The following is a 25,634-nucleotide window of genomic DNA, read 5'->3' as shown; positions in this document are numbered from 1 at the left end:
CATCCCTACGCACAGGACCTCGCACCATGAAGATCAATAAGAAGTTGCTTGCTTTGCCCCTGGCCGTTTCCGCATGCTTCGCTTCCACCGCCCAGGCCGAGACCGACCTGGACGGCGGTTTTTCATTGAGCGGCAATGCCGCCGTCGTCAGCGACTACCGCTTTCGCGGCTATTCCCAGACCGATTTCCGGCCGGCCGTACAGCTGGGTTTCGACCTGGTCCACAGCTCGGGCTTCTACCTGGGCAACTGGAACTCCAACGTCTCGGACTTCGTGATCAACGAGGGCAATCTGGAAATGGACTTCTACGGCGGCTGGCGCGGCCCGGTGGCGGGCGACCTGGGCCTGGACATCGGCGCGCTGCATTACTACTACCCCGGCTCGTCCTCGGCCAAGAGCGGCGGAAACATCAACAACACCGACATCTACCTGGGCCTGACCTACCAGACTTTCTCGCTGAAGTACTCGTACACGCCCAGCGACTTCTTCGGCGTGGCCGATACCAAGGGCACCTGGTACCTGGACGCCAGCGGCACCTACGACCTGGGCGACGGCTGGGGCCTGGTGGGCCACGTAGGGTACCAGCGGCTCAAGGGCGCGGTGTCCTACACCGCCGACGACGAGCGCATCAGCGGCTACGTCGACTACAAGCTCGGCGTCACCAAGGACCTGGAGGGTTGGGTGTTGGGCCTGGCCGCCGTCGGCGCCAACAAGGACAACTGGCTGCCCACCAAGTACGGCCATCCGTCCGGCCGGCTGGGCGCGGTGGCCTCGGTGTCGCGCACGTTCTGATCGGCGTTGCCGCGGCCGGCCTCCGCCTGCGGCAGGCCGCGGCGATGCGGCGAGTTTTTCCAGGCGTGCGCGCACCTCTTACAATGGCGGGTTACCCGAAATCAAGATCGCCCGCAAGAGATGTCCGACGTACTGAAAATCGAGTCCCTGGACCTGGAAGCCAGGGGCATAGCCCGCCGCGACGGCAAGGTCGTGTTCGTGGAGGGCGCCCTGCCGGGCGAGCGCGTGACGGTGTCGACGGTGCGGCGCAAGCCCTCGTACGAGATCGCCCGCGTGGAGTCCGTGCTTGCGCCCTCGTCGCAGCGCGTGGCGCCGCGGTGCCCGCATTTCGGCGTGTGCGGGGGCTGCGCCATGCAGCACCTCGAGCCGTCGGCCCAGGTCGCCATCAAGCAGCGCGCCCTGGAAGACACTTTCTGGCACATCGGCAAGCTCAAGCCTGCCCGCGTGCTGGCGCCCATGCAGGGGCCCGCGTGGGGCTACCGCTATCGCGCGCGCCTGTCGGTGCGCGTGGTGCCCAAGAAGGGCGGGGTGCTGGTGGGCTTTCACGAACGCAAGAGCAGCTATGTGGCCGACATGCGCGAATGCCACGTGCTGCCGCCGCCGGTCAGTGCGCTGCTGATGCCGTTGCGCGCCATGATCGCTGCCATGTCGGCGCCCGACCGCATGCCGCAGATCGAAGTGGCGCTGGGCGATGCGGTGACGGTGCTGGTGCTGCGCCACCTGCTGCCGCTCACCGAAGGCGACCTGGCCATCCTGCGCGCGTTCGCGGCGCGCCACGGGGTGCAATGGTGGCTGCAGCCCAAGGGTCCGGACACCGTGCATCCGCTCGAGCCGGAGCATGCGGATGCGCTGGCCTACAGCCTGCCCGAGTTCGGCCTGCGCATGCCATACCGGCCCACCGACTTCACGCAGGTCAACCACGCCATCAACCGCAGCCTGGTCTCGCGCGCGCTCACGCTGCTCGAGGTGCAGCCCGGCGACCGCGTGGCCGACCTGTTCTGCGGACTGGGCAATTTCACGCTCCCGCTGGCCACGCGCGCCCGCGAGGCGGTGGGCATAGAGGGCAGCAAGACGCTGACCGACCGTGCCATGGAAGCTGCGCGCCGCCATGGCCTGGAAGGGCGTACCCGCTTCGCCACGCTGAATCTCTTCGAGGTGGACCTGCAGTGGCTGCTTGATCTGGGCCGCTTCGACCGCATGCTGATCGATCCGCCGCGCGAAGGGGCGCAGGCCGTGGCGCAGGCGCTGGCGCGGCTTGCGCCCGAAGAGCGGCCGGTGCGCATCGTCTATGTTTCCTGCAACCCGGCCACGCTGGCCCGCGATGCCGCCATCATGGTGCACGAGGGCGGCTATGCCTTGAAGAGCGCCGGCGTGATCAACATGTTCCCGCACACCGGCCATGTCGAGTCCATCGCGGTGTTCGAGTCGCAGGACGAAGCCGCGGTGCGGGCGGCGCAGGCAGAGGCGCAAGCGCGCGCGCAGCAGCCGGAGGGGGCAGGCGCCACGCCGGCATAGCCGGCGTGCGCCATCGGGGTCGCTGCGGGGCCCGGCGGCTATTCGCGGCCGGCGGGCTCGCGAGGCGGCTCCGCGGCGCCGCCCAGTTCCTCGATGATGGGGCAATCGGGCCGGTCGTCGCCATGGCAGTGGCGGGCCAGGTGGCGCAGGGTGGCAGCCATCTGCTGCAGTTCGGCCGCCTTGCGCTCCAGCCCGGCCACGTGCGCGAGCGCGATGCGCTTGACGTCCGCGCTGGCGCGGTCACGGTCGCGCCATAATGTCAGCAGTTCCTGCATCTCTGCCACCGAGAAGCCCAGGTCGCGCGCCCGGCGCAGGAAGCGCAGCGCGTGCAGGTCGTTTTCGCCGTAGACGCGGTAGCCCGCGTCGGTGCGGCGCGGCGGTTCGATGAGCCCGATGGTCTCGTAGTAGCGGATCATCTTGGCCGAGATGCCCGTGGCGCGGGCCGCTTCGCCTATGTTCATGCGGATCTCCGGGCGGCGGGCCGGAAGGCTTTCAGGCGCAGCGCGTTGGCCACCACGAACACGCTGGACAGGGCCATGGCGCCTGCGGCGAACATGGGCGAGAGGCGGATGCCGAAGGCCGGGTAGAAGGCGCCTGCCGCCACCGGGATCAGCGCGGCATTGTAGGCAAAGGCCCAGAACAGGTTCTGCCGGATGTTGGCCAGCGTGGCACGGCTCAGCGCGATCGCGTCGGGCACGGCCCTCAGGTCGTCCGACATGAGCACCACCGGCGCGGCCTCGATGGCCACGTCGGTGCCGGTGCCCACGGCCACGCCCACGTCGGCGGCGGCCAGCGCCGGCGCGTCGTTGATGCCGTCGCCCACGAAAGCCAGCTTGCGCCCTGCGCCGCGCAGTTCGTCCAGCGCCCGCACCTTGCCCTCGGGCAGGACTTCCGCACGCACTTCGTCGATGCCCAGCGCGCGCGCCACCGCCAGGGCGGTGGCGCGGTTGTCGCCGGTGATCATGGCGGTGCGCACGCCCTGGGCATGCAGGGCCGCGATGGCCTGCGCCGCCGTGGGCTTCAGCGGGTCGGATACGGCCACCATGGCCGCGGCGCTGCCGTCCAGGGCCACGTACACGGGCGTCTTGCCCTCGCGGCCCCAGGCCTCGGCCTGATTCTCGAACACAGCCAGGTCCACGCCATGCTCGCGCATCAGCCGCGCGGCGCCGGCCAGCAGCGTGCGGCCCTGGACGCGGGCACGCACGCCGGCGCCCGTGATGGCGGCGAAATCCTCCACGGGCAATTCGGCCAGCCCGCGCTCGCGCGCCGCCGCCACGATGGCGCGCGCGATCGGATGCTCGGAAAGCGCCTGCGCCGAGGCCAGGCTCTGCAGCAGGGCATCCGGATCCTGGCCCGGAGCCGCGCGCAGGTCGGTGAGGACGGGCCTGCCCAGCGTGAGCGTTCCGGTCTTGTCGAATGCCACCAGCGAGACGTCGCGCAGGCCCTGCAGCGCGTCGCCCTGGCGGAACAGGATGCCCAGTTCGGCTCCCCGCCCCGTGCCCACCATGATGGAGGTGGGCGTGGCCAGGCCCATGGCGCAGGGGCACGCGATGATGAGCACGGCCACTGCGCTCACCAGCGCCTGGGGCAGGGCGGGCGCCGGCGCCCACCAGAGCCAGGCCAGGAAGGTGAGCAGCGCCAGGCCCATCACCGCCGGCACGAACCAGCCGGTGACGCGGTCGACCAGCGCCTGGATGGGCAGGCGGGCCCCCTGGGCCGTCTCGACCATGCGGATGATGCGCGCCAGCGTGCTGTCGGCGCCGGTATGGGAGACGCGCAGCGTGAGGCTGCCCGACGTATTGAGGGTGCCGCCGGTTGCCGCCATGCCGGGCGTTTTTTCCACCGGCACCGGCTCGCCCGTGAGCATGGACTCGTCGACGTAGGAGTGTCCTTCCGTCACGTGGCCGTCCAGCGGGATGCGTTCGCCCGGCCGCACGCGCAGCAGGTCGCCGGGGCGCACGGCGTCGATGGGCACGTCGACGGCCCGGCCGTCGCGCAGCAGGCTGGCGGTGCGCGGCTGCAGCCCGGCCAGGCGCTGTATGGCGGCCCCGGTGCGGCCCTTGGCGCGGGCCTCGAGCATGCGTCCCAGCAGGATCAGCGTGACGATGACGGCCGCGGCCTCGAAGTACACGTTGCGGGTGCCGGCGGGCAGCCAGCCGGGTGCGAAGGTGGCCACCGTGGAATAGGCCCACGCCGCGCCGGCGCCCAGGGCCACCAGCGAGTTCATCTCCGGAGCCCGGCGCCACAGCGCCGCCAGGCCGGCGGCGAAGAAGCGCCGGCCCGGCCATGCCAGCACCAGCGTGGCGAGCACGAACTGCAGCAGCCAGCTGTTCTGCCGGCCCAGCGTGGCCTCGACGGCATGATGCATGGCCGGGACCAGGTGCGACCCCATCTCCAGCACGAATACGGGCAACGTGAGCGCCAGCGCCACCGCCAGGTCGCGCGCCAGGCCGCGGGCCTGCGCCGCGCGCGCTTGCGCCAGCTGCTGTGCGTGGTCTGCGCGGGGTGCGAGCGGGCGCGCGTCATAGCCGGCCTTCTGCACCGCTGCGGCCAGCGCGCCGGCCTCCACGGCCGAGGGGTCGTAGGCGACCCGGGCACGCTCGGTGGCGAGGTTGACGGAGGCTTCGGCCACGCCGGGCACGGCGGCCAGCGTTTTTTCCACACGACGCACGCAGGAAGCGCAGGTCATGCCTTCGATGGCGAGTTCGAGCCGGTGCAGTGCAGGGGTGGCCATGGAGACCTTCGGGGAGACGGATAGGGAAGTCATGTTGGGATGATCAGCCTTCCCATCATGGCAAGGTCAAGTGCATTCTAGGCTTGACCTTGCCATGATGGGAAGGCCTATCCTGGCAATCTCGCTTTCCAATGACAGAGGAATCCATGAGCATCGAATTCCTGGTGCCCGACATGAGCTGCGGGCATTGCGTAAAGACCATCACCGCTGCCGTCCAGGCCGTCGAGCCGCAGGCGCAGGTGCAGGCCGACCTGGGCACGCACCGCGTGCGCATCGACGGCGCGGCCACGCCGGGACCGCTACGGCAGGCCATCGAGGAGGCCGGCTACACGGCGCAGGACCCGGCCTGAACGGCGCATGGGTCCAAGGAAGTTAAATAAAATCTATCGTGGTTTAAATCATCATATGAGATAGGCTATTGATGCATTAAGAATATTAAATTAGCCACATCAATAGTGCATGTTTATTATCTCCTCCATGGTGATTGTGCATCCCGCCATCGTTTTCACCACTAGGAGATTCTGAATGCTGCAAAACCGCGAAGGCCAACGTGTCCCCAATGTGACTTTTCCCGTCCGTGAGGGCAACGACTGGAAGCAACTGACGACCGACGATGTTTTCAAGAACAAGACCGTCGTCGTGTTCTCGCTGCCGGGCGCCTTCACGCCCACCTGCTCGTCGTCGCACCTGCCGCGCTACAACGAACTGGCGCCGGCTTTCCGCGCCGCTGGCGTGGACGCCATCGTGTGCGTTTCCGTGAACGACACGTTCGTGATGAACGAGTGGGCCAAGGACCAGGAGTCGGAAAACATCATGCTGCTGCCCGATGGCAACGGCGATTTCACCGAAGGCATGGGCATGCTGGTCGACAAGCGCGACCTCGGCTTCGGCAAGCGCAGCTGGCGCTATTCCATGCTGGTGAAGAACGGTGTGGTCGAGAAGATGTTCATCGAGCCCGAGAAGGACGGCGACCCGTTCGAGGTGTCGGATGCCGACACGATGCTGGACTACATCGCTCCGGGCGCCAAGAAGCCTGACCAGGTCGTGGTGTTCTCCAAGCCCGGCTGCCCGTTCTGCGTGGAAGCCAAGGCCCTGCTCGAGGCCCGCGGCTACTCGCCGCTCGAGATCCCGCTGGAGCACAAGGTGCGCGGCCGGGTGATCGGCGCAGTGTCGGGCAAGGGCACTGCCCCGCAGGTGTTCATGAACGGCAAGCTGATCGGCGGCCTCGAGGACCTCAAGGCCTTCCTGGGCTGAGTCCGGCACCCGCTGTACCCGACCGGGCGCCGCTGCGGCGGCGCCCGCGTCTCTGATATCGATTTCCAAGGGATAGAAGCATGAAGACATTGCACACCGACGTTGCGGTCATCGGGGCCGGCACGGCCGGGCTGGCTGCCTACCGCGCCGCCCGGGCCGCCGGCAAGCAGGCCCTGCTGATCGAAGGCGGACCGTACGGCACCACCTGCGCCCGCGTGGGCTGCATGCCCTCCAAGCTGCTGATCGCGGCTGCGGAGGCCGCGCATGCGGCCGCCCACACCGCGCCGTTCGGAGTGCACGTGGACGGCGCCGTGCGGGTGGACGGTGCGCAGGTCATGGATCGGGTGAAGCGCGAGCGCGACCGTTTCGTGGGCTTCGTGCTGCAAGGCGTGGAGAACATCCCGGCCGAGGACAAGGTGCATGGCTATGCGCGCTTCGTGTCGGACACCGTGCTGCGTGTGGACGACCACACGGAGATCCGGGCCTCCTCGGTGGTGATCGCCACCGGCTCCTCGCCCAGCGTGCCGCCGCCTTTCCGGGCGCTCGGCGACCGCATGGTGCTGAACGACGATGTCTTTTCATGGGATACCCTGCCGCGCCGCGTGGCCGTGTTCGGGCCCGGCGTGATCGGCCTGGAGCTGGGCCAGGCGCTTGCCCGCCTCGGCGTGGAGGTGCGCGTCTTCGGCGTGAGCGGCAGCCTGGGCGGCATCACCGATCCGGCGGTGCGCCAGCGCGCCCGCCGCGTGTTCCAGGAAGAGTTCTACCTGGATCCGGACGCCAGGGTGCTCGAGACCAAGCGCGTGGACGACGAGGTCGAGGTGCGCTATGTGGCGCTGGACAACAGCGAGCGCACGGAACGCTTCGACTACGTGCTGGTGGCCACGGGCCGCCGTCCCAACGTGGCGGGCCTGGGCCTGGAGCATACGTCGCTGCAGCGCGATGCCCGCGGCGTGCCGCAATACGACCGCCACACCATGCAGGCGGGGACCGCGCCGATCTTCATCGCGGGCGACGCCAATGCCGATGCGCCGCTGCTGCACGAGGCCGCCGACGAGGGCCGCATCGCCGGCGACAACGCCGCGCGCTATCCGGACGTGCGTGCGGGCCTGCGCCGTGCGCCGCTGGGGGTGGTGTTCTCCGACCCGCAGATCGCGCTGGTGGGCGCGTCGCATGCCAGCCTGGAGCCGGGCCGTTTCGTGACCGGCGAAGTGGACTTCTCCGACCAGGGCCGTTCGCGCGTCATGCTGAAGAACCGCGGCATGCTGCACGTGTATGCCGACGTCGCAAGCGGCCGCTTCCTGGGTGCCGAGATGTTGGGCCCGAGCGCGGAGCACATCGGCCACCTGCTGGCCTGGGCGGTGCAGCAGGAACTCACCGTGGCGCAGATGCTCGACATGCCGTTCTATCACCCGGTGGTGGAGGAGGGCCTGCGCACCGCCCTACGCGACGCGCAGGCCCGGCTGGAGCAGGCCCGCAGCCTGGCACAGCCCAAGGCGGCATAGACGCCCGGGACGGGCGCGTCAGGGCTGCTCGTGCTGCTGCAGGGTGTAGCCGGCCCGCTCGTCCTGCGCCAGCTCGCGCGCCAGGTAGGGCAGGGCCTCCTTCAGCGCCGCGTGCAGGGTCCAGGGCGGGTTCACCAGGAACATGCCGCTGCCGTGCAGTCCGAAGCCGTCCGTGGACGGCTTCTTCACGCTCAGGGTGGCATGCAGCCAGCTCTTGACCTGCAGGTGCTGCAATTGGCGCGCGAGTTCGCCGGCCTCGCGCCGCTGCACCAGCGGATACCAGACCGCATAGGTGCCGGTGGCGAAGCGCTGGATGCCTTCCTTGACGGCGAGCAGGGCGCGGCGGTAGTCGCGCTTGTCTTCGTATGAAGGATCGATCAGCACCAGGCCGCGGCGCGTCGGCGGCGGCAGCAGCGCCTTCAGCCCCTCGAAGCCGTCGGCCGCGTACAGCGTGGTCTGGCGCTGCGCGGCGCGATCGCATTTGTCGAGATTGCGCGCCAGCACGTCGGTCTCGCTGGGATGGAGCTCGAACATCCGCAGGCGGTCGCGGCTGCGCAGCGCCCGCAGCGTGATCCAGGGCGAGCCCGGATAGTTGCGCAACTGTCCGTCGGGATTGTGCTCGCGCACGCGCGCCACGTAGTCGGCCAGCAGCGCAGGCAGGTCGTCGCGCTCCCAGAGCAGCGCAATGCCCTCGGCGTGCTCGGCATTCTTGGAGGACCAGTCGCTCTGCAGGCGGTAGAGCCCGGCGCCGGCATGGGTGTCCACCACCCAATAGGGCGCTTCCTTGCGGTTGAAATAGTCGAGCACGTGGACCAGGATGGCGTGCTTGAGCACGTCGGCATGGTTGCCCGCGTGGAATGCGTGTCGATAACTGAACAAGGCGGTCTCGGAAGTTTGGGGCGGCTCAGCCGGGCCGGACGGCCGCGAGCTCGTCGGTGAAGAGGGCGTCCACGCCCCACTGCCGCAGCAGGCGGGCGCGTTCGGGATGGTTCACCGTCCAGGCGGCCAGGCGGTAGCCTGCGGCGTGCACGGCCGCCACCAGTGCGGGGCTGGCGTCGCGCTCGTCGATGTTCAGGCCCACGCAGCCGTGGTGCGCCAGGCGCGCCTGCCAGTCTTGCGGAACCGAGGCTACCAGCAGGGCGCGGGGCAGGGCCGGGGCGGCTGCCCGGGCCGCCGCCAGGGCTTCCTCGGAAAAGGACGACAGCAGCGGCGGCAGCGCCGCGCTGCGCCAGAACTGCTCGGCCAGGCGGGCCACCGCAGCGCCCGTCTCGGCTTCGCGCCCGGGGCAGGGCTTGATCTCGACATTGCAGGCGATGCCGTTGGCGCGGGCATAGCGGGCGACCGCGGCGAAGGTGGGCACGGGCTCGCCGGCGTACTCGGGACCGTGCCAGCCGCCGGCGTCGAGCTGGGCCAGCTCGGCGTAGGTATGCCGGGCGGCCGGCCCGTGGCCGTCGGTGGTGCGGTCCACGTCGTCGTCGTGCAGCAGCACCGCCACGCCGTCGCGGCTGAGCTTGACGTCGAATTCGAACATGCCGAAACCGGCCTGGCGTCCGACCCGCATGGCCGCCAGCGTATTCTCGGGAGCCAGGCGGCCTCCGCCGCGATGGGCGATGCAGGAAGGGTAGGGCCAGTCGGCCAGCGGGAGTGTCATGGTCTCGTGTCGTGCAGGGACGCCGGGGGATTGCAAGCATACCGCGAAGCCCGGGCGGGCGCCGGCCGCGGGGCTGTCCGCCGGGGCCGGTAATGGTAAACTCCGCCCGCGTACCCGGTACGATCGGGCACCGGAGCAAGGCGAATCGCGTTCGCCTTTTTTTATGCGTTTTCCTGCGGCGCGCGCACTCCGTGCGGCGGCGCGGCAACAGAGGTTCCATGTTCGATTTCATACGCAACCATCGTCGCTGGATGCAGTTCATCCTGCTGCTGCTGATCGTGCCGTCCTTTCTGCTGGTCGGCGTACAGGGCTACGACAGCTTCGTCAACCGCGAGCCGGAACTGGCCGAGGTGGCCGGACAGCAGGTGTCGCGCGCGGAGTTCGATATGGCGCACCGCAACCAGCTCGAGCAGCTGCGCCAGCGCCTGGGCGCCCAGTTCGACGTGGCCCTGTTCGACACGCCGGCCGCCCGGCGCCAGCTGCTCGACCAGCTCATCGACCAGCGCCTGCTGGCGCACGTGGCGGCCGAGAACCGCTTCTCGGTTTCCGACGCCACGCTGCGCAACACCATCGCCGCGATTCCCCAGGTGCAGGACAACGGCCGCTTCTCGCCCGAGCGCTATCGCCAGGTGCTGGCTGCCCAGGGCCTGACGCCCGCCACCTTCGAGGCCGGGCTGCGGCGCGACCTGGCCGTGTCCCGCGTGCTCGAGCCGGTGGGCGCCACGGCCCGGGCGCCGGCCGCCGTGGTGGCCGCCATCGAGCAGGCCCTCACGCAGGAGCGCACCGTGCAGCTGCGCCCGTTCACCGCTGCCGCGTTCCGCGACCAGGTGCAGGTCGGCGACCAGGACGTGCAGGCCTGGTACGACCAGAACAAGCAGCAGCTCGAGATCCCGGAACAGGTCCAGGCCCAGTACCTGGTGCTCGACGAGGCCGCCGCCACGCAGGGCGTGCAGGTCAGCGACGAAGACGTGCAGGGCTATTACGAGCAGAATCCCACCCTGTTCGGCCAGCCCGAGCGCCGGCGGCTCAGCCACATCCTGATCCAGGTGCCGGCCGGCGCCTCCGAAGATGCGCGCAAGCAGGCCCGCCAGCGCGCCGAGGAAATCGCCCGCGAGGCGTCGTCCAGCCCGGCCGCCTTCGAGGAGCTCGCACGCAAGCATTCCGAGGACGCAGGTTCTGCCGCCCAGGGGGGCGACCTCGGCTGGGTGATTCCCCCCTCGCTGGCACAGGCCGCCGGCGCGCTGTCCAAGGACCAGGTCTCCGGCGTGGTGGAGTCCCCGGCCGGCCTGCACGTGCTCAAGGTCACCGATTTCCAGGCGGGCGCCGTCAAGCCGCTGGCCGAGGTCAGGCAGCAGATCGTCGACGAGATCCGCAAGCAGAAGGCTGCCGCCCGCTATGCCGACATGGCCACCCAGCTCACCAGCCTGGTCTACGACCAGCGCGACAGCCTGCAGCCGGCAGCCGATGCGCTGGGCCTGACCCTGCGCAGCGCGTCCGGCATCACGCGCAACGGCCTGCTGCCGTCCGAGCAGGCCGGCGAGGGCGCGGCTGCGGCCGGCGCAGACGCCGAACTGCTGGACAACCCGCGCGTGCGCGAAACGCTGTTTTCGCCCGAGGTGCTGCGGGAGAAGCTCAATTCCGGATTGATCGAGCTGGCTCCGGACACCATGGTGGCCGTGCGCGTGCAGGCGGTGCAGCCGGCCCACGTGCCGCCGCTGGAGCAGGTGCGCGAGCGCATACGCGAGCGCCTCGTGGCCGAGCGTGCCGCCGCAGCCGCCCGGGCCGCAGGCGAAGCGCAGCTCCAGGCGCTGCAGGCCGCTGCGCCGGCCGGCCAGGCGGCCCCGGCCGATCCTTCCGCTGCACCCGATGCCGCCAACGGCTTCGGCGAACCGCTCACCGTGTCGCGCCAGCAGCCCCAGAACCTGCCGCGCCCCTTGCTCGATGCCGTGATGCGCATGGCTCCCGGGGCCGAAGGCCGGCCTGCGTACGCGGGTGTGGCCGTGGGCCAGGACTACGTGCTGGTGCGCCTGGACCGCGTCGCAGCCGGCAAGACCGATCCCGATGCCAGCCAGGATCTCGCCGCCCAGCTGGGCCAGGCCTGGGGCAGCGCCGAACAGGACGCCGTGGTGCAGATGCTGCGCCAGCAATACGAGGTGAAGGTGCTGCCGGCCGCCGAATCGGTGCTGACGGCCGACGACGCCGCCAACGCCGGCTGATCGTCCGGCGTGCCGCCGGGCACGCTCGCGCTCAGGACGCGCCCTCGAGCAGGGGCTCGAGGGCCGGCCACACGTTCTCCAGCAGGGCCTGCTGCGCCTGCTCGTTGGGATGGATGCCATCGGGCTGGAACATGGCGCGGTCGGTGGCGATGCCGTCCATCAGGAAAGGCACCAGCGCGGCTTCCTCGGCCTCGGCCACCGTCGGGAACAGCCGCATGAACCGCTGCGTGTAGTCGCGCCCGTAGTTGGGCGGGATCTGCATGCCCACCACCAGCACCCGGGCGCCCGCCTCGCGCGCCGCCTGGGCCATGGCGCGCAGGTTGCGCTCCGTCATGTCGAGAGACAGGCCGCGCAGCGCGTCGTTCGAGCCGAGTTCCAGTATCACCACGGCAGGCCGGTGCCGCGACAGCAGCGCCGGCAGGCGGGCCAGGCCGCCGCTGGTGGTGTCGCCGCTGATGCTCGCATTGACGACCTGGTAGTTCGGGTATCGTTCAGGCAGCCGGCGCGCCAGCAGGGCCACCCAGCCGCTGCCGCGCTCGATGCCGTATTCGGCCGACAGGCTGTCGCCCACCACCAGGATGACGGGTTTTCCGGAACCCGCAGGGGGCGGGGCGGTCTGAGCGTGGGCGGCGGGCACCAGCCCGGCGGCCAGGGCGGCCAGCGCCGCGGCGAACAACACACGGAAGAAGAGGCGCATGAATAGCATCAACTCGATCGAGGTGGAAGGGCTGTGCAAGCGGGTGGCCGATGCCGGCGGAGAGCTCGCCATACTGGATGGTATCGAATTCACCGTGCAGGCTGGCAGCGCCGTGGCCATCACGGGCAGTTCCGGCTCGGGGAAGTCCACCCTGCTCGGACTGCTGGCCGGCCTGGATGTTCCCTCGTCGGGCCGCGTGCGCCTGGCAGGCCAGGACCTCTTCGCGCTCGACGAGGACGGCCGCGCCCGCCTGCGCGCCCATCATGTGGGTTTCGTGTTTCAGTCGTTCCAGCTGCTGCCCAACCTGACGGCGCTCGAGAACGTGATGCTGCCGCTCGAGCTCGCCGGCCAGCCGGCCCGCGAGCCGGCCCAGGCCATGCTGGAGCGGGTGGGGCTGGGCGCCCGCCTGCATCATTATCCCCGCACCCTGTCGGGCGGCGAGCAGCAGCGGGTGTCCCTGGCGCGCGCCTTCGTGGTGCGGCCGGCCCTGTTGTTCGCGGACGAGCCTACCGGCAGCCTGGACGCCGCCACGGGCGAGAAAGTGATAGACCTGATGTTCGCGCTGCACCGCGAACACGGCACCACGCTGGTCCTGGTGACGCACGATCCCCAGCTGGCGCAGCGTTGCGGCCGCAGGCTGGTGCTGCAGGCAGGGCGCCTGGCAGACTGAACGGCAGCTTCAGGCGGGGCGTGTCCGGCCCCGGTGCCATTCGATCAGGCCGATCCCGATGCCGCTGGCGCAGATCACTGCGATCCCGAGCCAGGTGATGGCGTCGGGGAAATGCCCCCACACCAGCCAGCCCACGGTGGCCGCACTGACGATCTGCAGGTACGTGAAGGGCGCCAGGGTGGACGCGGCGGCGTTGCGGTAGGCGCCGATCTGCAGCAGGTGGCCCAGCGCGCCCCACAGCCCGGTGGACAGCAGCAGCAGCCATTCGGCCAGGCCCAGCTCGCGCAGCACGGGCAATGAGGCGGGCAGGATGAAGGGCAGGGCGAGGGTCAGGCAGGCGCTGCCCACCGCGCCGCTCCAGATCAGCGAGGTATAGGGGTCGTCGCCGGCCACGCGCCGCGTGTAGAGGTATTGCGCGGCGAAGCAGCAGGCCGTGAGCAGCCCGCAGGCCACGCCTACCGGATGCAGGCCGCCACCCGGCCGGATCACGATGAGCACCCCGAGGAACGCGATGCCGGCGGCCACCCAGCGCGACATGCGGGGCGGCTCCTTGAGCACCCAGGGCGCGATGGAAAGCACGATGAGGGGGGCGAGGAAGTTGATGGAGGTGGCTTCGGCCTGCGGCAGATAGCGCAGCGTGGTGAAGAACAGCAGCGTGGCGCAGAACATGGCGCCGCCGCGCAGCAGCTGTTCGCGGGGCCGCCGGGTGCGCACGATGCCCCAGCCGCGATGCGGGACCACCAGCGCCAGCACCAGCACCAGGTGCACCACGTAGCGCACCCACGACAGCATCATGACGGACAGGCCCGTGCCCATGATCCACTTGCCGCTGGCATCCAGACAGGACAGCGTCCACATCGACAATATGAGCAGGCCGATGCCCGCCAGGGGGCGAGAGGGTATCGGCATGGCGGGACGCGGCGCTCCGGCGGCCGCGGCCAGCCCGGGCTGCGCCCGATGCATGGTGTCTCCTTGCGTAGTGGGTGCCGGCGTGATCCGGCACGGCGCACATCATACGCTCATCGCGAGGATGCGCGGCGGCGCGCCCGCATGGGATCCGGGGGGCGCAGGGCGGGTGGCCCGTGGTACGCTGCGCCGGTATCCCCGGGCTGCCGCATGATAGACCTCCGCCACATCGAAACCTTCTTCTGGGTCGCCACCCTCGGCAGCTTCCGGGCTGCCTCGGACAAGCTCAACACGACCCAGCCGGCGATCTCGCAGCGCATCGCGTCGCTGGAGCGCGACCTCGGGGTGCGGCTGTTCGAGCGGGATGCGCGCGGCGTCACGCTTACCGGCAAGGGGCACGAGCTGCTCTCGCATGCCGAGCGCATGCTGCAGATGCGCCAGGACATGATGCAGGCGGCTCGCGAGCAGAACGTCATGAGCGGCACGCTGCGCATGGGGGTGGCGGAAACCATCGTGCAGACCTGGCTGCCCGCGCTCATCGAGCACGTGCACGCCGCGTATCCGGCGCTGGTGCTGCAGATCGAGGTGGACACCACCCATGTGCTGCGGAACCAGCTGCTGGCGCGCCAGATCGACCTGGCGTTCCTGATGGGCCCGATGGAGGAAGCGCGCATCGCCAACCTGCCGCTGTGTTCGTATCCGCTGGCCTGGGTGGCCAGCCCGAGGCTGGATCTCGGGCCCGAGCCGCTCACGCTGGAACGCATCGGCGCATGGCCGGTGATCACCTATCCGTCCAGCAGTTCCCCCTACAAAGTAGTACAGCAGATGCTGGCCCAGGCGGGCGTGGCGGCCCCGCGCATGTATGGCAGCGCCTCGCTGTCGATGGTGGTGCGCATGGCGCTGGATTGCATAGGCGTGGCGGTGATCGCCCCGGTATTCCTGGACAAGGAGCTCGCCAGCGGCACGCTGCGGCTGCTGGCCGTGCAGGCCGACCCGCTGCCTGAACTCTCGTTCACGGCCACCTGGGTGGAAGGGCCCGACAGCCATGCGGCCCGGGTCATTGCGCAGCTGGCGCAGCGGGTGGCCGCGGGGCACGACGCCGGCCTTCAGCCTCCCGATCGCGCCTAGGGCGATTTTGCGTTAACAAGCCCTAGGGATTTCCCGGATCAGGGGACGGGCAAGCGCTTGCGGAACGGTGCGGCGCGCGCCCGGCCCGAAACCCGGAACCGGCTGGAAAGCCGCATGGATGCTGGGTTTCGGCGCCGGACGCCGGAGTGCCGCCTCATACCCTTAAGAAATATTTATATCCCCATATCCGAACATACGATTGGACGCGCCCGCGGCCCTGCTGTGGAATGTGCCGCAATCGAATCCAGATACGGGGAAATGGCGCCAGCGCGCGCCCTGCGGCCAAGCCGGCCCCACCACGGTATTCCAACCAGCGTGCCGCAAGGGCAACGGGGCCCGGCACGCTGCCGACACATCCCGCATGCTAGGAGTTCGCCCATGAAGAAGCCTCTTGCCTTTGCCGCGCTGTCGGCCGCCATGCTCGCCACGGCCGCCCATGCCCAGGACCTCCCCAAGACCCAGCTCAAGGTGGTCGGCGGATTGAGCAACCTGACCGCCTACCAGGACTACGAACAGCCGTTCTGGACCAAGACCATCCCCGAGCTTTCCAAGGGCCAGGTCACGGCGGAAATCAAGGGCTTCAACGAAATGGGCCTGAAGGGCCCCGAACTGCTGCGCCTGATGTCCCAGGGCGTGATCCAGTTCGGCACCGCGACCCTGTCGTACTTCGCCAGCGACAACCCGATCAACGAGGCCATCGACCTGGCCGGACTGGCGCCCGACGTGCAGACCGCCCGCAAGGTCACCGAAGCCTTCGAGCCGGTGTACGCCAAGGTCTACGGCGACGGCGCCAACGTGAAGATCCTGGGCATCTCCACCTATCCGGCCCAGGTGCTGTTCTGCAACGCCGAGATCAAGAGCCTGGCCGACATCAAGGGCAAGAAGGTCCGCACCAGCAGCCGCACGACTGCCGAATTCGTCGAGGCGCTGGGCGGCAGCAGCGTGACCATGGCCTTCGGCGAAGTGGTGCCGGCGTTGCAGAACAAGGTGGTGGACTGCGCCATCACCGGCTCGCTGTCGGGCTACTCGGCCAAGTGGTACGAGGTATCGACCCACCTGTACGCCCTGCCCATCAACTGGAACCAGCAGATCCATGCCGTGAACCAGAAGACCTGGGACAAGCTGGACCCCAAGGTGCGCACCTTCCTCGAAACCAACATCGACAAGCTGGTCAATGACATCTGGGACGCGGCCGCGCGCCAGACCCAGGAAGGCTACGACTGCAACACCGGCAAGGACAGCTGCCCCTTCCCCGTCAAGGGCAAGATGGTGCTGGTCGAGCCCACGGAAGCCGACCGGGCGCTGCTGAAGAAAGTGATGGACGAGGCCGTGCTGCCCAAGTGGGCCGCCCGCTGCTCGGCCCAGTGCGTGACCGACTTCAACGCCACCATCGGCAAGACGCTCGGCCTGGTCGCCAAGAAGTGATTGCCTGAACCGCCCCGCCTGCAGGCGGGATGCACGACGCAAGGCGCGCGCCTGCCGGGCCGCGCCTTGCGGGTTTTATCGATTGCGGTCCTGCCGCAGAGGATGACATGACCCGAACCGAACGCTTCCAGCTGCTGGGGGCCTTGCTGCGCAAGGCCGAACTGCTGTCGCGCATCGCCGTCTGGGTAGGAGGCGCGCTGACCATCGCCAGCGTGCTGCTGATCTCATTCGACGTCCTGGCCCGCAAGTTCCTGGGCTTCAACACCGGCGGAGCCGACGAGCTCTCGAGCTACGCGTTCGCCATCAGCACTTCCTGGGCGCTGGCGTTCGCCACGCTGCAGCGCGCCAACGTGCGCGTGGACGTGGTCTACCAATACCTGCCGGTGCGCCTGTCGGCGCTGCTCGACTGGATCGCGCTGGTCGCGCTGGGCGTGTTCATGGTGTACCTCAGCTGGTATGCCTACGACATGGTGCTGACATCCTGGACGCAGAAATCTGCCGCCAACACGCCGCTGGCCACCCCGCTGTGGATCCCGCAGGGCCTCTGGCTGCTCGGCCTGGTATGGATGTGCATCACCGTGGCGCTGATGCTGCTGCGCGCCTCGCTGGCGCTGGTCACCGGCGACATCGCCCTGGTCAAGGAAATCTGCGGCGTGCGCTCCGCGCAGGAGGAAGCCGAGAAAGAAGCCGCCGCCGGCGAGCGCATGGTCAAGGGAGAAACGGCATGATCGCCACCGCACTCATTCTGCTGCTGGTCCTGATCGGCATTTCCATCCCGGTGGGCGCCGCGCTGGGCGTGCTGGGCCTGATCCTGGACCCGCTGTATTCCATGCTGCCCCTGACGCGCGCCATCGGCGAGATGTCCTGGAGCGCCAACAACGAATTCCTGCTGGTCGCCATTCCGCTGTTCATCATGCTGGGCGAGGTGCTGTTGCGTTCCGGCTTCGCCGAGCGCATGTACGGCGCCATGAGCCTGTGGCTGTCGTGGCTGCCCGGCGGCCTGATGCATGCCAACATCGGCGCTTCCACGCTGTTCTCCGCCACGTCGGGCTCCAGCGTGGCCACTGCCGCGACGGTGGGCACGGTGTCCATCCCGCAGATCAGGAAGTACGGCTACAACGAGCCGCTGTTCCTGGGCAGCTTGGCAGCGGGCGGCACGCTCGGCATCCTGATCCCGCCCTCGATCAACCTGGTGATCTACGGCGTGCTGACCAACTCTTCGGTGCCCAAGCTCTACCTGGCCGGCATCATCCCCGGCTTCGCCATGGCGGCATTGTTCATGCTGACCGTGATCGTCGCCTGCGTGGTCAAGCCGGCCTGGGGCGGCCACAAGATCCGGGCCAGCTGGGGCGAGCGCCTCGCCAGCCTCATTCACCTGGCGCCGCCGCTGGGCATCTTCTTCCTGGTGGTGGGCTCCATCTACGCGGGCCTGGCCACGCCCACGGAAGCCGCCGCGCTGGGCGTGCTGGGCGCGCTGATCCTGGCCGCATGCTTCGGCCGGCTCACGCTGGGCATGCTGCGCGAGGCCGTCGAGGGCACCATGCGCTCCACCGCCATGATCATGCTGATCGTGATTGCCGCGAGCTTCCTGAACTTCGTGATGTCGGCCACCGGCCTGACCGACGCGCTGACGCAATCCATCACCGGCCTGGGCCTGTCTCCGGCGTGGATGCTGCTGATCGTGGTGGTGTTCTACCTGGTGCTGGGCTGCTTCATGGAAACCCTGTCCATGATGATCACCACGATACCCATCGTGGCGCCCATCATGATCGGCCTGGGCTACGACCCGATCTGGCTGGGCATCCTCATCATCATCCTGGTGGAGGCCGCGCTGATCACGCCGCCCGTGGGCCTGAACCTCTTCGTGGTGCAGAGCCTGCGCAAGAGCGGCTCCATGACTGCGGTGATCGTGGGCTCGCTGCCGTTCGTGGTGGCGATGTTCGTGATGATCGCGCTGCTGGCATTCTTCCCGGACCTGGCGCTCTGGCTGCCCCGGGCATTTGGTTGACATGGTTGCGGCGCGGGCGCGCCGCAACCCTACTTGAACGCAGGACCTGAATCATGAAAACCGTATTCCAGATCGAATCCGACGGCGCGCCGCGCACCGTGGAAGTGGACATCCGCAACCTGGTGGTGGCCGGCTGGGCCGGACGCGACCGCAACGCCATCGAACACCACATCGAGGAGCTCGCCGCGCTGGGCGTGCCCCGCCCCAGCAGCGTGCCGCTGTACTACCGCATCGCCTACAACCAGCTCACCCAGGCAGAGCAGGTGCAGGCCGTGGGCAGCGAATCCTCCGGCGAGGCCGAGACCTTCGTGTTCGCCATCGACGGCGAACTCTACGTGAGCATCGCCTCCGACCATACCGACCGCAAGCTGGAGACCTACAGCGTGGCGCTCTCCAAGCAGCTGTGCGTGAAGCCCGTGGCCACGCGCGCCTGGCGCTACGCCGACGTGGCCGACTACTGGGACGAGCTGGTGCTGCGCGCCTACATCGTCGAGAACGGCGAGCAGGTGTTGTACCAGGAAGGCACGCTGGCCTCGCTGCGCACCCCGCTGGACCTCATCGCGGGCTACACCCAGGGCGGCTCCGTGCTGCCCGAGGGCACCGGCATGACCTGCGGCACGGTGGCCGCCATCGGCGGCATCCGGCCATCCACCACCTTCATCATGGAATTGCACGACCCCCGCCGCGGGCGTACGCTTGCGCATCGCTACGAAGTCGAGGTGCTTCCCGAAGTGGCGTGAAGCGCACTGCCGCCGCCTGCGGCCCGCGCGTTTCTCGATCCCCCCAAACCCCAATAGTGTCGGGCACCACGGTGCCTGGCACTGCCGTTACGGAACCGGTATGTCTGCCACGCTGCATGAACAAAGCCAGGCCCTGGTCGAGGGCCGTACGTCCTCCATCGAACTGACCGAGGCCGCGCTGGCGCGCGCCACGGACCCGGCCGGCGAGGGCAGCCGCGTCTACACCAGGTTGTATGCCGACCGGGCGCTGGCCGCTGCGCGGGCCTCCGACACGCTGCGCGCCGCCGGCCTGGCGCGCTCCGCCATCGACGGGCTGCCCATTTCCATCAAGGATCTGTTCGACGTGGCCGGCGAGACCACGCTGGCCGGCTCGGTGGCGCGCCAGGGCGAGCCCGAGGCCACGGCGCATGCCGTGGTGGTGCAACGCCTGATGGCCGCCGGCGCGGTGATCACGGGCCGCACCAACATGACCGAGTTCGCCTATTCGGGCCTGGGCCTCAACCCGCACTACGGCACGCCGCGCAATCCCTGGGATCGCGCCACCGGCCGCATCCCGGGCGGTTCCTCCTCGGGCGCTGCCGTATCGGTGGCCGACGGCATGGCTGCCGCGGCCATCGGCTCGGACACCGGCGGCTCGGTGCGCATTCCGGCAGCCCTGTGCGGCCTGGCCGGCTTCAAGCCCACGGCCCGCCGCGTCTCCATGGAAGGCGTGCTGCCGCTGTCGGTGAACCTGGATTCCATCGGCCCGCTGGCGCCCTCGGTGCGCTGCTGCGCGGCGCTCGACGCGGTGCTCTCGGGCGAAGGCCAGCCCGTGGCGCCCGCCGTGCTGCGCGGCCTGCGCCTGGCCATTCCCACCACGCTGGCGCTCGATGACCTGGATCCGCATGTGGCGGCGTCGTTCTCGGCGGCGGCGGCCCGGCTCTCCGCGGCCGGTGCGCAGGTCGACGAGATCGAGGTTCCCGAGTTCCTGCAGCTGGCCGGCATCAATGCCAAGGGCGGCTTCACGGCGGCCGAGGCCTGGGCCTGGCACCGGGATCTCATCGCGCGCGCCGGCGAGCGCTACGATCCGCGCGTGGTCTCGCGCATCCGCCGCGGCGAGGCCATGTCCGCCGCCGACTGGATCGAGCTGGTGGCGGCCCGCCAGGCCTGGATCGCAGCGGTGGAGCGCCGCATTGCCGGCTACGACGCCCTGATCCTGCCCACGGTGCCGGTGGTGGCGCCCGAGATCGCCCCCCTGGAGGCGTCCGATGCGTTGTACGGCAGCACCAATCTGCTCGTGCTGCGCAACCCCACGCTGATCAATTTCCTCGACGGCTGCGCGCTGTCGGTGCCGTGCCACGAGGCCGGCACCGCGCCCGCGGGCCTGATGATCGCCGGCGCGGCGGGCACCGACCGCCGCATCCTGGCCATCGGCATGGCAGTGGAAGACCTGCTGCGCGCCTGACAGGCAGGGCCGGCGATGCGCCGGCCCATGTTTCTCCCGGAGTTGTTCCCATGAATCCACCCGCATCCGTACAGGCCGCCCGCCAGGCGCGCCTGGAGGCCCGTGCCGGCCGGCTGACCGGCCCGACTGCCAATCTGGCCCCCGGCCACGTGCAGGCCAACCTGGCCATCCTTCCCAGGGAACTGGCCGGCGACTTCCTGCGCTTCTGCCAGCGCAATCCCAAGCCGTGCCCCTTGCTTGCGGTGTCCGAGCCGGGCGATCCCGCGCTGCCCGAACTGGGGCTGGACATCGACATCCGCACCGACCTCCCGCGCTACCGCGTGTGGCGCGACGGAGAACTGGTGGCCGAGCCCACCGACGTGCGCGATCTCTGGCGCGACGACCTGGTGTCGTTCCTGATCGGCTGTTCGTTCTCGTTCGAGGAGGCCATGCTCGACAACGGCCTGCCGGTGCGTCACATCGAGCAGGGCTGCAACGTGCCCATGTATCGCACCAACATCCCGACGCTGGCAGCCGGGCCGTTCGCCGGCCCGCTGGTGGTTTCCATGCGGCCCCTGAAGGCCGCGGACGCCATCCGCGCCATCCAGGTGACCTCGCGCTTTCCGTCCGTGCACGGCGCGCCCGTGCACCTGGGCGACCCGGCCCTGATCGGCATCGCCGACATCGACCGGCCCGACTATGGCGACCCCGTGGAAATCCGCGCAGGCGAGATGCCCGTATTCTGGGCCTGCGGCGTCACCCCGCAATCGGTCGTCTCGGCCACGCGCCCGGAATTCTGCATCACCCATGCCCCCGGCCACATGCTGGTGACCGACCTCATCAACAGCCGCCTCGCCGCGCTGTAGGCTCGCCAGGCAAGCCACCGGCTCGAGGCCGGCGCTGCCGCCGTTTTTCCCTTCCCTCGTCGCATGCAGGCCCTGCAAGTCCGGAGCGGCACGGCGGCACGGCGCCGGCTTTGCCGGCCGCCGAACCGGTGAACGCCTGGCGGGGGCAGTCCGAGGGGGCTGTCTGAGCCCCGCAGGGGCGAGTTTGCCCCCTCGGCCCGTCAGGCTTTCACCGGTGATGGCCGAGGGCGCGTTCAGCGCCCGAGCCAGCCGGCGACCCGGCGCCGTGCCGCCGTGCCGCTCCGGACCTGAAGAACCGCTCGACACTCACCGCATCTGCAACGGCAGCCAGGTCGCGATCCCCGGCACGTAGTAGAGCAGCACCACCGCCAGCACCATGAGGAAGAACATGGGCATCGACGCGCGCGCCACGTAGGGCAGCTCACGCTTGCTCATGCCCGACAGCACGAACAGGTTGAAGCCCACGGGCGGGGTGATCTGCGCCATCTCGACCACGAACACCACGAAGATGCCGAACCAGATCAGGTCGATGCCGGCCGCCTGCACGGTGGGCAGCAGCACGCCCATGGTGAGCACCACGATGGAGATGCCGTCGAGGAAGCAACCCAGGACGATGAAGAACACCATCAGCGCCATGATCAGCCAGAACTGCGACAGGCCCAGTCCGCCGATCCATTCGGCCAGCGCACGCGGCAGGCCGATGTAGCCCATGGCCAGCGTGAGGAACTGCGCGCCGGCCAGGATCAGCGCGATCATGCAGTAGAGCCGCGTTGCGGCCAGCAGCGACTGCACCAGGCCGTTCCAGTTGAGCGAACCCTGCAGCGCCGACAGGATGAGCGCGCCGACCACCCCCACCGCGGCCGCCTCGGTGGCGGTGGCCACGCCGGTGTAGATGGAGCCCAGCACCGCGCCGATCAGCAACAGCACCGGAATCAGGTGGCGGGACTGGTGCAGCTTCTGCTTGAAGCTGAGCTCGGCGTCGGCCCTGGGCACTTCGTCGGGGTTGCGCAGCGCCCACCAGACGATGTACCCCATGAAGAGCAGCGCCAGCAGGATGCCCGGCAGGATCCCGGCGATGAAGAGCCGCGAGATCGACACGTCGGCTGCCACGCCGTAGACGATCATGATGATCGACGGCGGGATCAGCAGGCCCAGCGTGCCTGCGCCCGACAGCGTGCCGAGGATCTTGCTCTCGGGGTAGCCGCGGCGGGTGAGCTCGGGTATGGTCATCTTGCCCACGGTGGCGCAGGTGGCGGCCGAAGAGCCGGACACGGCGGCGAAGATGGCGCAGCCGATCACGTTGGTGTGCAGCAGCCGGCCGGGCAGGCGGTTGAGCCACGGCGCCAGCCCCTTGAACAGGTCTTCGGACAGGCGCGTGCGGAACAGGATCTCGCCCATCCACAGGAACAGGGGCAGGGCGGTGAGGGTCCAGCTCGATGCTGCGCCCCAGATGGTGACGGCCATGGCGTCGCCGGCCGGACGGCTGGAGAAGATCTCCATGCCGATCCAGGCCGTGCCGGCCAGCGTCAGGCCGACCCACACGCCGCAGCCCAGCAGCGCGAAGATCGACACGACCAGCATCGTGATTACGAATAGTTCATTCATGGATTTGCTGCGAAGTAGGGGCGGGCAGGCCGCGTATGCGCCGGACCAGCTCGTCGAGCAGGGCCACGAAGAACAGCACCGTGCCCACGCCCATGGCAAGTTGCGGTATCCACAACGGCGTGGCGTCGTTCGACGTGGACACGTCGTTGTAGAGCCAGGAATCGTGGGCCAGCTTGATGCTGAAGAAGGCGAACGCGGCAGCCAGCACCGTGCCCACGGCCAGGGCGAAGATATCGAGCCGGCGGCTGCCGGCGGCCGGCAGCGAGTTCAGCAGCAGCGTCACGCGGATGTGCTCGCCGTGCTTGAAGGTGCTGGCCAGCGCCAGGAAGCCGGCCGCGGCCATGAAATACCCGGCGTAGGCGTCGGTGCCCGGGATGTTGAGCGCAAGCGGCCGCGACAGGATGGAGGCCAGCACCGCCAGCAGCACACCCACGGTGCACAGGCCGGCGAGCGCGCCGGCCGCGCCATAGAGCGTATCGAGGAAGCGTCGCATCGCGGCCTTACTTGCGGTAGGCGTCGATCAGGGCCTGGCCGTCGGGGCCGGCCTGCTTGAGCCAGTCGTCGAGCATGCGCTTGCCCAGCACGGCCAGGCCTTCCTGCAGTTCCACCGTCGGCGTGACGATCTCCATGCCGTTCTGGGCCAGCAGCTTCTTGTATTCCTCGTTCTTCTCGCGCGAGACCTTCCAGCCGCGCTCCTCCGCCTGGGCGGCTGCCTTCTTCAGCGCTTCCTGGCTGGCGGGATCGAGGGCGTCGAAGGCCCGCTTGTTGACCAGCACGGCGTCCTTGGGCAGCCAGGCCTGCGTGTCGTACCACTTCTTGATGTATTCGTAGGTCTTGGTGTCGTAGCCGGTGGAGCCCGACGACATGTACGAATCGATCACGCCGGTGGCCATGGCCTGGGCCAGTTCGGCCTGCTGCACGGTGATGGGCTGCGCGCCGACCAGCTCGGCGATCTTCGCCGTGACCGGGCTGTAGGCACGCCATTTCAGGCCCTTCATGTCGGAGACCTGCTTGATCTCCTTGTTCGCGAAGATGCCTTGCGGCGGCCATGCCACCGCATACAGCAGCATCATGCCCTGCGAGGCCAGCTTCTTCTCGAGCAGCGGCTTCTGCGCCTGGTACAGCTTGAAGGAGGCGTCATAGCCCGTGGCCAGGAAGGGCAGGCCGTCGACGGCGTAGATCGGATCCTCGTTGGCGAAGTTGGTGAGCAGGATCTCGCCGATCTGGGCCTGGTTGCCCTGCACGGCGCGCTTGATCTCGGGCGCCTTGTACAGCGAGGCATTGTTGTGGATGGTGATCTGCAGCTTGCCGCCGGACAGCGACTCGACGTCCTTGGCGAAGGCGACCAGGTTCTCCACGTGGAAGTTGTTGGCCGGATAGGCCGTGGGCAGGTCCCATTTGGTCTGGGCCTGGGCGGAGGCGCCGCAGGCCAGCAGCAGGCCGCCGGCAAGCAGGGAGAGCTTCTTGATCATGGGATGGTCCTTCTGTGCAGTGATGTGGACGGGACGTGCCCGGCCGGAGGATGAACAGTGCCGCGGATGCCGCAGGCCGCCGCGAAACCGTGAATTCTAAGGTCCTGCAAGTCCCCCAAGCCCTGATGCGGGCCGGCTTAGGGGTAATTCCTAATGCGTGCGCAGGCCCGTGTGGCATTGGCGCGCAAGCCGCGCCTCACGCCGTCTGCGCGGCTGCGCGCAGCTCGGCGGCGTCCAGGTTCCAGAGCAGCTGGAACGTGTGGGCGGCATCGGCCGGGCGTTGCAGTGCGTCGGCCAGCCACGCCAGCGCGGCATGCGCCGCAGCCTCGTGCGTGGCCTCCAGCAGCAGCATGGGCTCGAGCAGCCGGGCGCCGGATTCCTCCGACGGCAGGGGCGTGGAGAGCGCCGGGTCGGGCGTGAGCACGCGCAGGGCCAGGATGCCGTCGCGCGCCAGGGCCTCGTGGGCCAGTTCGGCTGCGCACTGTGCGATGGCGGTGTCGGCCAGCCGCAGCAGGCCCAGCGCCGCGCCTGTGCCGGCCCCGCCCAGCAGCGACACCGCGGCCACGCGCCGGCGGGTGTTGCGCATGCGGGCGAAGTTGTCGAGCGACCATCGGGTCTGGTGCTCGAACGCCTGCCGGTAGGCGGCGCTTTCGAACACGTGCAGGCTGTCGGTGCGGTACAGCGCGAGGTAGGGGCGCGCGCCGCCGCAGGCGCGATAGCGGCGCGACCAGGCGAAGCCTTCGATGGCCGCGCGTTCGGCCATGTGCTCGCGGTCGTACCAGCGATTGAAGTCGGCTTCGTGCGCGGGGTCGATGTCTGTCCAGATCAACAGCTCGCCGGCGGCGTCTCGGTCCTGTCGGATGGGGGCTACCACGGGAATCTCCATTGCTTGGCCCGGGAAGGGCGTCATCGGGGGCAGATTCTGCGCAACGCCGCGGCAGCGCGGCAAGCGGTTAATTCCGGTGCGGCGGATTAAGCAAAACTTTATCGTGGCGGCACCCTGCGCAGGATGCGGCAGGCGCGGCCACGCG

Annotated in this window: 24 protein-coding genes; 14 read left to right on the top strand and 10 right to left on the bottom strand. The window is 69.3% G+C overall.

Features of this window, described 5'->3' with window-relative positions; translation table 11 throughout:
* The first annotated feature begins 32 nt into the window (after positions 1-32).
* The gene (locus tag ACYBYQ_RS10880; protein WP_459618758.1) at positions 33-791 is read left to right on the top strand and encodes a TorF family putative porin; all 759 of its coding nucleotides are present in this window, start codon (positions 33-35) and stop codon (positions 789-791) included.
* A 120-nt stretch (positions 792-911) separates the two neighbouring features.
* Entirely contained in the window at positions 912-2,306 is a 1,395-nt protein-coding gene (rlmD, locus tag ACYBYQ_RS10875; RefSeq protein ID WP_459614202.1) for a 23S rRNA (uracil(1939)-C(5))-methyltransferase RlmD, read from the top strand.
* A gap of 38 nt (positions 2,307-2,344) precedes the next feature.
* Here rlmD and cueR read toward each other — a convergent pair whose 3' ends face one another.
* Entirely contained in the window at positions 2,345-2,767 is a 423-nt protein-coding gene (gene cueR / locus ACYBYQ_RS10870) for a Cu(I)-responsive transcriptional regulator (RefSeq protein WP_459614200.1), read from the bottom strand.
* Positions 2,764-5,040, bottom strand: a complete 2,277-nt coding sequence (locus ACYBYQ_RS10865; protein WP_459618757.1) for a heavy metal translocating P-type ATPase — start codon at positions 5,038-5,040, stop codon at positions 2,764-2,766. The genes cueR and ACYBYQ_RS10865 overlap by 4 nt, the downstream gene beginning before the upstream one ends.
* A 146-nt stretch (positions 5,041-5,186) precedes the next feature.
* On the opposite strand from ACYBYQ_RS10865, the gene ACYBYQ_RS10860 reads away from it, so the two are divergent.
* The 3 genes from ACYBYQ_RS10860 (at position 5,187) to ACYBYQ_RS10850 (ending at position 7,796) form a co-directional block, all read left to right on the top strand.
* On the top strand, positions 5,187-5,390 hold the full coding sequence (locus ACYBYQ_RS10860) for a heavy-metal-associated domain-containing protein (protein ID WP_459614198.1): 204 nt from the start codon (positions 5,187-5,189) through the stop codon (positions 5,388-5,390).
* Between the two features lie 175 nt (positions 5,391-5,565).
* Positions 5,566-6,294 (top strand): glutathione peroxidase, encoded by a 729-nt coding sequence (locus ACYBYQ_RS10855; RefSeq protein ID WP_459614196.1) that lies wholly within the window; start codon positions 5,566-5,568, stop codon positions 6,292-6,294.
* Between the two features lie 80 nt (positions 6,295-6,374).
* Complete coding sequence (locus tag ACYBYQ_RS10850) at positions 6,375-7,796, top strand: dihydrolipoyl dehydrogenase (protein ID WP_459614194.1); 1,422 nt, start codon at positions 6,375-6,377, stop codon at positions 7,794-7,796.
* Between the two features lie 18 nt (positions 7,797-7,814).
* Here ACYBYQ_RS10850 and ACYBYQ_RS10845 read toward each other — a convergent pair whose 3' ends face one another.
* A complete protein-coding gene (locus ACYBYQ_RS10845; protein ID WP_459614192.1) occupies positions 7,815-8,675 on the bottom strand; it encodes a 23S rRNA (adenine(2030)-N(6))-methyltransferase RlmJ in 861 nt (286 codons plus the stop codon).
* A gap of 25 nt (positions 8,676-8,700) precedes the next feature.
* A complete protein-coding gene (ugpQ, locus tag ACYBYQ_RS10840; RefSeq protein ID WP_459614191.1) occupies positions 8,701-9,447 on the bottom strand; it encodes a glycerophosphodiester phosphodiesterase in 747 nt (248 codons plus the stop codon).
* A 218-nt stretch (positions 9,448-9,665) separates the two neighbouring features.
* On the opposite strand from ugpQ, the gene ACYBYQ_RS10835 reads away from it, so the two are divergent.
* Positions 9,666-11,663, top strand: coding sequence for a SurA N-terminal domain-containing protein (locus ACYBYQ_RS10835; RefSeq protein WP_459614189.1), 1,998 nt, complete (start codon positions 9,666-9,668; stop codon positions 11,661-11,663).
* Between the two features lie 31 nt (positions 11,664-11,694).
* Here ACYBYQ_RS10835 and ACYBYQ_RS10830 read toward each other — a convergent pair whose 3' ends face one another.
* Complete coding sequence (locus ACYBYQ_RS10830) at positions 11,695-12,360, bottom strand: arylesterase (protein ID WP_459614187.1); 666 nt, start codon at positions 12,358-12,360, stop codon at positions 11,695-11,697.
* On the opposite strand from ACYBYQ_RS10830, the gene ACYBYQ_RS10825 reads away from it, so the two are divergent.
* Positions 12,359-13,030: an ABC transporter ATP-binding protein gene (locus ACYBYQ_RS10825; protein WP_459614185.1), complete on the top strand. Its 672-nt coding sequence runs from the start codon at positions 12,359-12,361 to the stop codon at positions 13,028-13,030. The two genes, ACYBYQ_RS10830 and ACYBYQ_RS10825, sit on opposite strands and share 2 nt — an antisense overlap.
* A 9-nt stretch (positions 13,031-13,039) precedes the next feature.
* Here the strand turns inward: ACYBYQ_RS10825 and ACYBYQ_RS10820 are convergent, their stop codons facing one another.
* Positions 13,040-13,993, bottom strand: a complete 954-nt coding sequence (locus tag ACYBYQ_RS10820; RefSeq protein WP_459614183.1) for a DMT family transporter — start codon at positions 13,991-13,993, stop codon at positions 13,040-13,042.
* Positions 13,994-14,146: 153 nt separating this feature from the next.
* Here ACYBYQ_RS10820 and ACYBYQ_RS10815 point away from each other — a divergent pair, with 153 nt between their 5' ends.
* From ACYBYQ_RS10815 to ACYBYQ_RS10785, 7 genes are all read left to right on the top strand, one after another.
* Complete coding sequence (locus tag ACYBYQ_RS10815) at positions 14,147-15,064, top strand: LysR family transcriptional regulator (protein ID WP_459614181.1); 918 nt, start codon at positions 14,147-14,149, stop codon at positions 15,062-15,064.
* A 378-nt stretch (positions 15,065-15,442) separates the two neighbouring features.
* Positions 15,443-16,489 (top strand): TRAP transporter substrate-binding protein, encoded by a 1,047-nt coding sequence (locus ACYBYQ_RS10810; protein ID WP_459614179.1) that lies wholly within the window; start codon positions 15,443-15,445, stop codon positions 16,487-16,489.
* Between the two features lie 107 nt (positions 16,490-16,596).
* Positions 16,597-17,217, top strand: a complete 621-nt coding sequence (locus ACYBYQ_RS10805; protein ID WP_459614177.1) for a TRAP transporter small permease subunit — start codon at positions 16,597-16,599, stop codon at positions 17,215-17,217.
* Complete coding sequence (locus ACYBYQ_RS10800) at positions 17,214-18,497, top strand: TRAP transporter large permease (RefSeq protein ID WP_459614175.1); 1,284 nt, start codon at positions 17,214-17,216, stop codon at positions 18,495-18,497. Before ACYBYQ_RS10805 ends, ACYBYQ_RS10800 begins: the two co-directional genes overlap by 4 nt.
* A 53-nt stretch (positions 18,498-18,550) precedes the next feature.
* Positions 18,551-19,237 carry a DUF2848 domain-containing protein gene (locus tag ACYBYQ_RS10795; RefSeq protein ID WP_459614174.1) on the top strand — a complete coding sequence of 229 codons (687 nt, stop codon included), beginning with the start codon at positions 18,551-18,553 and terminating at the stop codon, positions 19,235-19,237.
* A gap of 100 nt (positions 19,238-19,337) precedes the next feature.
* Positions 19,338-20,681 (top strand): amidase, encoded by a 1,344-nt coding sequence (locus ACYBYQ_RS10790; protein WP_459614172.1) that lies wholly within the window; start codon positions 19,338-19,340, stop codon positions 20,679-20,681.
* 50 nt (positions 20,682-20,731) lie between these two features.
* Positions 20,732-21,526, top strand: a complete 795-nt coding sequence (locus ACYBYQ_RS10785; protein ID WP_459614170.1) for a putative hydro-lyase — start codon at positions 20,732-20,734, stop codon at positions 21,524-21,526.
* Positions 21,527-21,832: 306 nt separating this feature from the next.
* On the opposite strand, the gene ACYBYQ_RS10780 is transcribed toward ACYBYQ_RS10785, so the two are convergent.
* From ACYBYQ_RS10780 to ACYBYQ_RS10765, 4 genes are all read right to left on the bottom strand, one after another.
* Positions 21,833-23,131, bottom strand: a complete 1,299-nt coding sequence (locus tag ACYBYQ_RS10780) for a TRAP transporter large permease (protein WP_459614168.1) — start codon at positions 23,129-23,131, stop codon at positions 21,833-21,835.
* Positions 23,124-23,624 (bottom strand): TRAP transporter small permease, encoded by a 501-nt coding sequence (locus ACYBYQ_RS10775; protein ID WP_459614166.1) that lies wholly within the window; start codon positions 23,622-23,624, stop codon positions 23,124-23,126. Before ACYBYQ_RS10775 ends, ACYBYQ_RS10780 begins: the two co-directional genes overlap by 8 nt.
* A gap of 7 nt (positions 23,625-23,631) precedes the next feature.
* Positions 23,632-24,603: a TRAP transporter substrate-binding protein gene (locus ACYBYQ_RS10770; RefSeq protein ID WP_459614164.1), complete on the bottom strand. Its 972-nt coding sequence runs from the start codon at positions 24,601-24,603 to the stop codon at positions 23,632-23,634.
* Between the two features lie 196 nt (positions 24,604-24,799).
* Entirely contained in the window at positions 24,800-25,513 is a 714-nt protein-coding gene (locus ACYBYQ_RS10765; RefSeq protein WP_459614162.1) for a hypothetical protein, read from the bottom strand.
* Between the last annotated feature and the right edge of the window lie 121 nt (positions 25,514-25,634).

The sequence above is a fragment of the Bordetella sp. 2513F2 genome, from assembly GCF_054642735.1.
Note: the sequence above shows the minus strand (reverse complement) of the source record. Positions and strands in the feature narration are given on the sequence as shown.

Excerpts from the sequence above, each read along its gene's own strand:
- rlmD (WP_459614202.1), top strand. The coding sequence starts at position 912 with ATGTCCGACGTACTGAAAATCGAGTCCCTGGACCTGGAAGCCAGGGGC.
- cueR (WP_459614200.1), bottom strand. The coding sequence starts at position 2,767 with ATGAACATAGGCGAAGCGGCCCGCGCCACGGGCATCTCGGCCAAGATG.
- ACYBYQ_RS10865 (WP_459618757.1), bottom strand. The coding sequence starts at position 5,040 with ATGGCCACCCCTGCACTGCACCGGCTCGAACTCGCCATCGAAGGCATG.
- ACYBYQ_RS10860 (WP_459614198.1), top strand. The coding sequence starts at position 5,187 with ATGAGCATCGAATTCCTGGTGCCCGACATGAGCTGCGGGCATTGCGTA.
- ACYBYQ_RS10855 (WP_459614196.1), top strand. The coding sequence starts at position 5,566 with ATGCTGCAAAACCGCGAAGGCCAACGTGTCCCCAATGTGACTTTTCCC.
- ACYBYQ_RS10850 (WP_459614194.1), top strand. The coding sequence starts at position 6,375 with ATGAAGACATTGCACACCGACGTTGCGGTCATCGGGGCCGGCACGGCC.
- ugpQ (WP_459614191.1), bottom strand. The coding sequence starts at position 9,447 with ATGACACTCCCGCTGGCCGACTGGCCCTACCCTTCCTGCATCGCCCAT.
- ACYBYQ_RS10835 (WP_459614189.1), top strand. The coding sequence starts at position 9,666 with ATGTTCGATTTCATACGCAACCATCGTCGCTGGATGCAGTTCATCCTG.
- ACYBYQ_RS10825 (WP_459614185.1), top strand. The coding sequence starts at position 12,359 with ATGAATAGCATCAACTCGATCGAGGTGGAAGGGCTGTGCAAGCGGGTG.
- ACYBYQ_RS10830 (WP_459614187.1), bottom strand. The coding sequence starts at position 12,360 with ATGCGCCTCTTCTTCCGTGTGTTGTTCGCCGCGGCGCTGGCCGCCCTG.
- ACYBYQ_RS10820 (WP_459614183.1), bottom strand. The coding sequence starts at position 13,993 with ATGCATCGGGCGCAGCCCGGGCTGGCCGCGGCCGCCGGAGCGCCGCGT.
- ACYBYQ_RS10815 (WP_459614181.1), top strand. The coding sequence starts at position 14,147 with ATGATAGACCTCCGCCACATCGAAACCTTCTTCTGGGTCGCCACCCTC.
- ACYBYQ_RS10810 (WP_459614179.1), top strand. The coding sequence starts at position 15,443 with ATGAAGAAGCCTCTTGCCTTTGCCGCGCTGTCGGCCGCCATGCTCGCC.
- ACYBYQ_RS10805 (WP_459614177.1), top strand. The coding sequence starts at position 16,597 with ATGACCCGAACCGAACGCTTCCAGCTGCTGGGGGCCTTGCTGCGCAAG.
- ACYBYQ_RS10800 (WP_459614175.1), top strand. The coding sequence starts at position 17,214 with ATGATCGCCACCGCACTCATTCTGCTGCTGGTCCTGATCGGCATTTCC.
- ACYBYQ_RS10795 (WP_459614174.1), top strand. The coding sequence starts at position 18,551 with ATGAAAACCGTATTCCAGATCGAATCCGACGGCGCGCCGCGCACCGTG.
- ACYBYQ_RS10790 (WP_459614172.1), top strand. The coding sequence starts at position 19,338 with ATGTCTGCCACGCTGCATGAACAAAGCCAGGCCCTGGTCGAGGGCCGT.
- ACYBYQ_RS10785 (WP_459614170.1), top strand. The coding sequence starts at position 20,732 with ATGAATCCACCCGCATCCGTACAGGCCGCCCGCCAGGCGCGCCTGGAG.
- ACYBYQ_RS10780 (WP_459614168.1), bottom strand. The coding sequence starts at position 23,131 with ATGAATGAACTATTCGTAATCACGATGCTGGTCGTGTCGATCTTCGCG.
- ACYBYQ_RS10775 (WP_459614166.1), bottom strand. The coding sequence starts at position 23,624 with ATGCGACGCTTCCTCGATACGCTCTATGGCGCGGCCGGCGCGCTCGCC.
- ACYBYQ_RS10770 (WP_459614164.1), bottom strand. The coding sequence starts at position 24,603 with ATGATCAAGAAGCTCTCCCTGCTTGCCGGCGGCCTGCTGCTGGCCTGC.
- ACYBYQ_RS10765 (WP_459614162.1), bottom strand. The coding sequence starts at position 25,513 with ATGACGCCCTTCCCGGGCCAAGCAATGGAGATTCCCGTGGTAGCCCCC.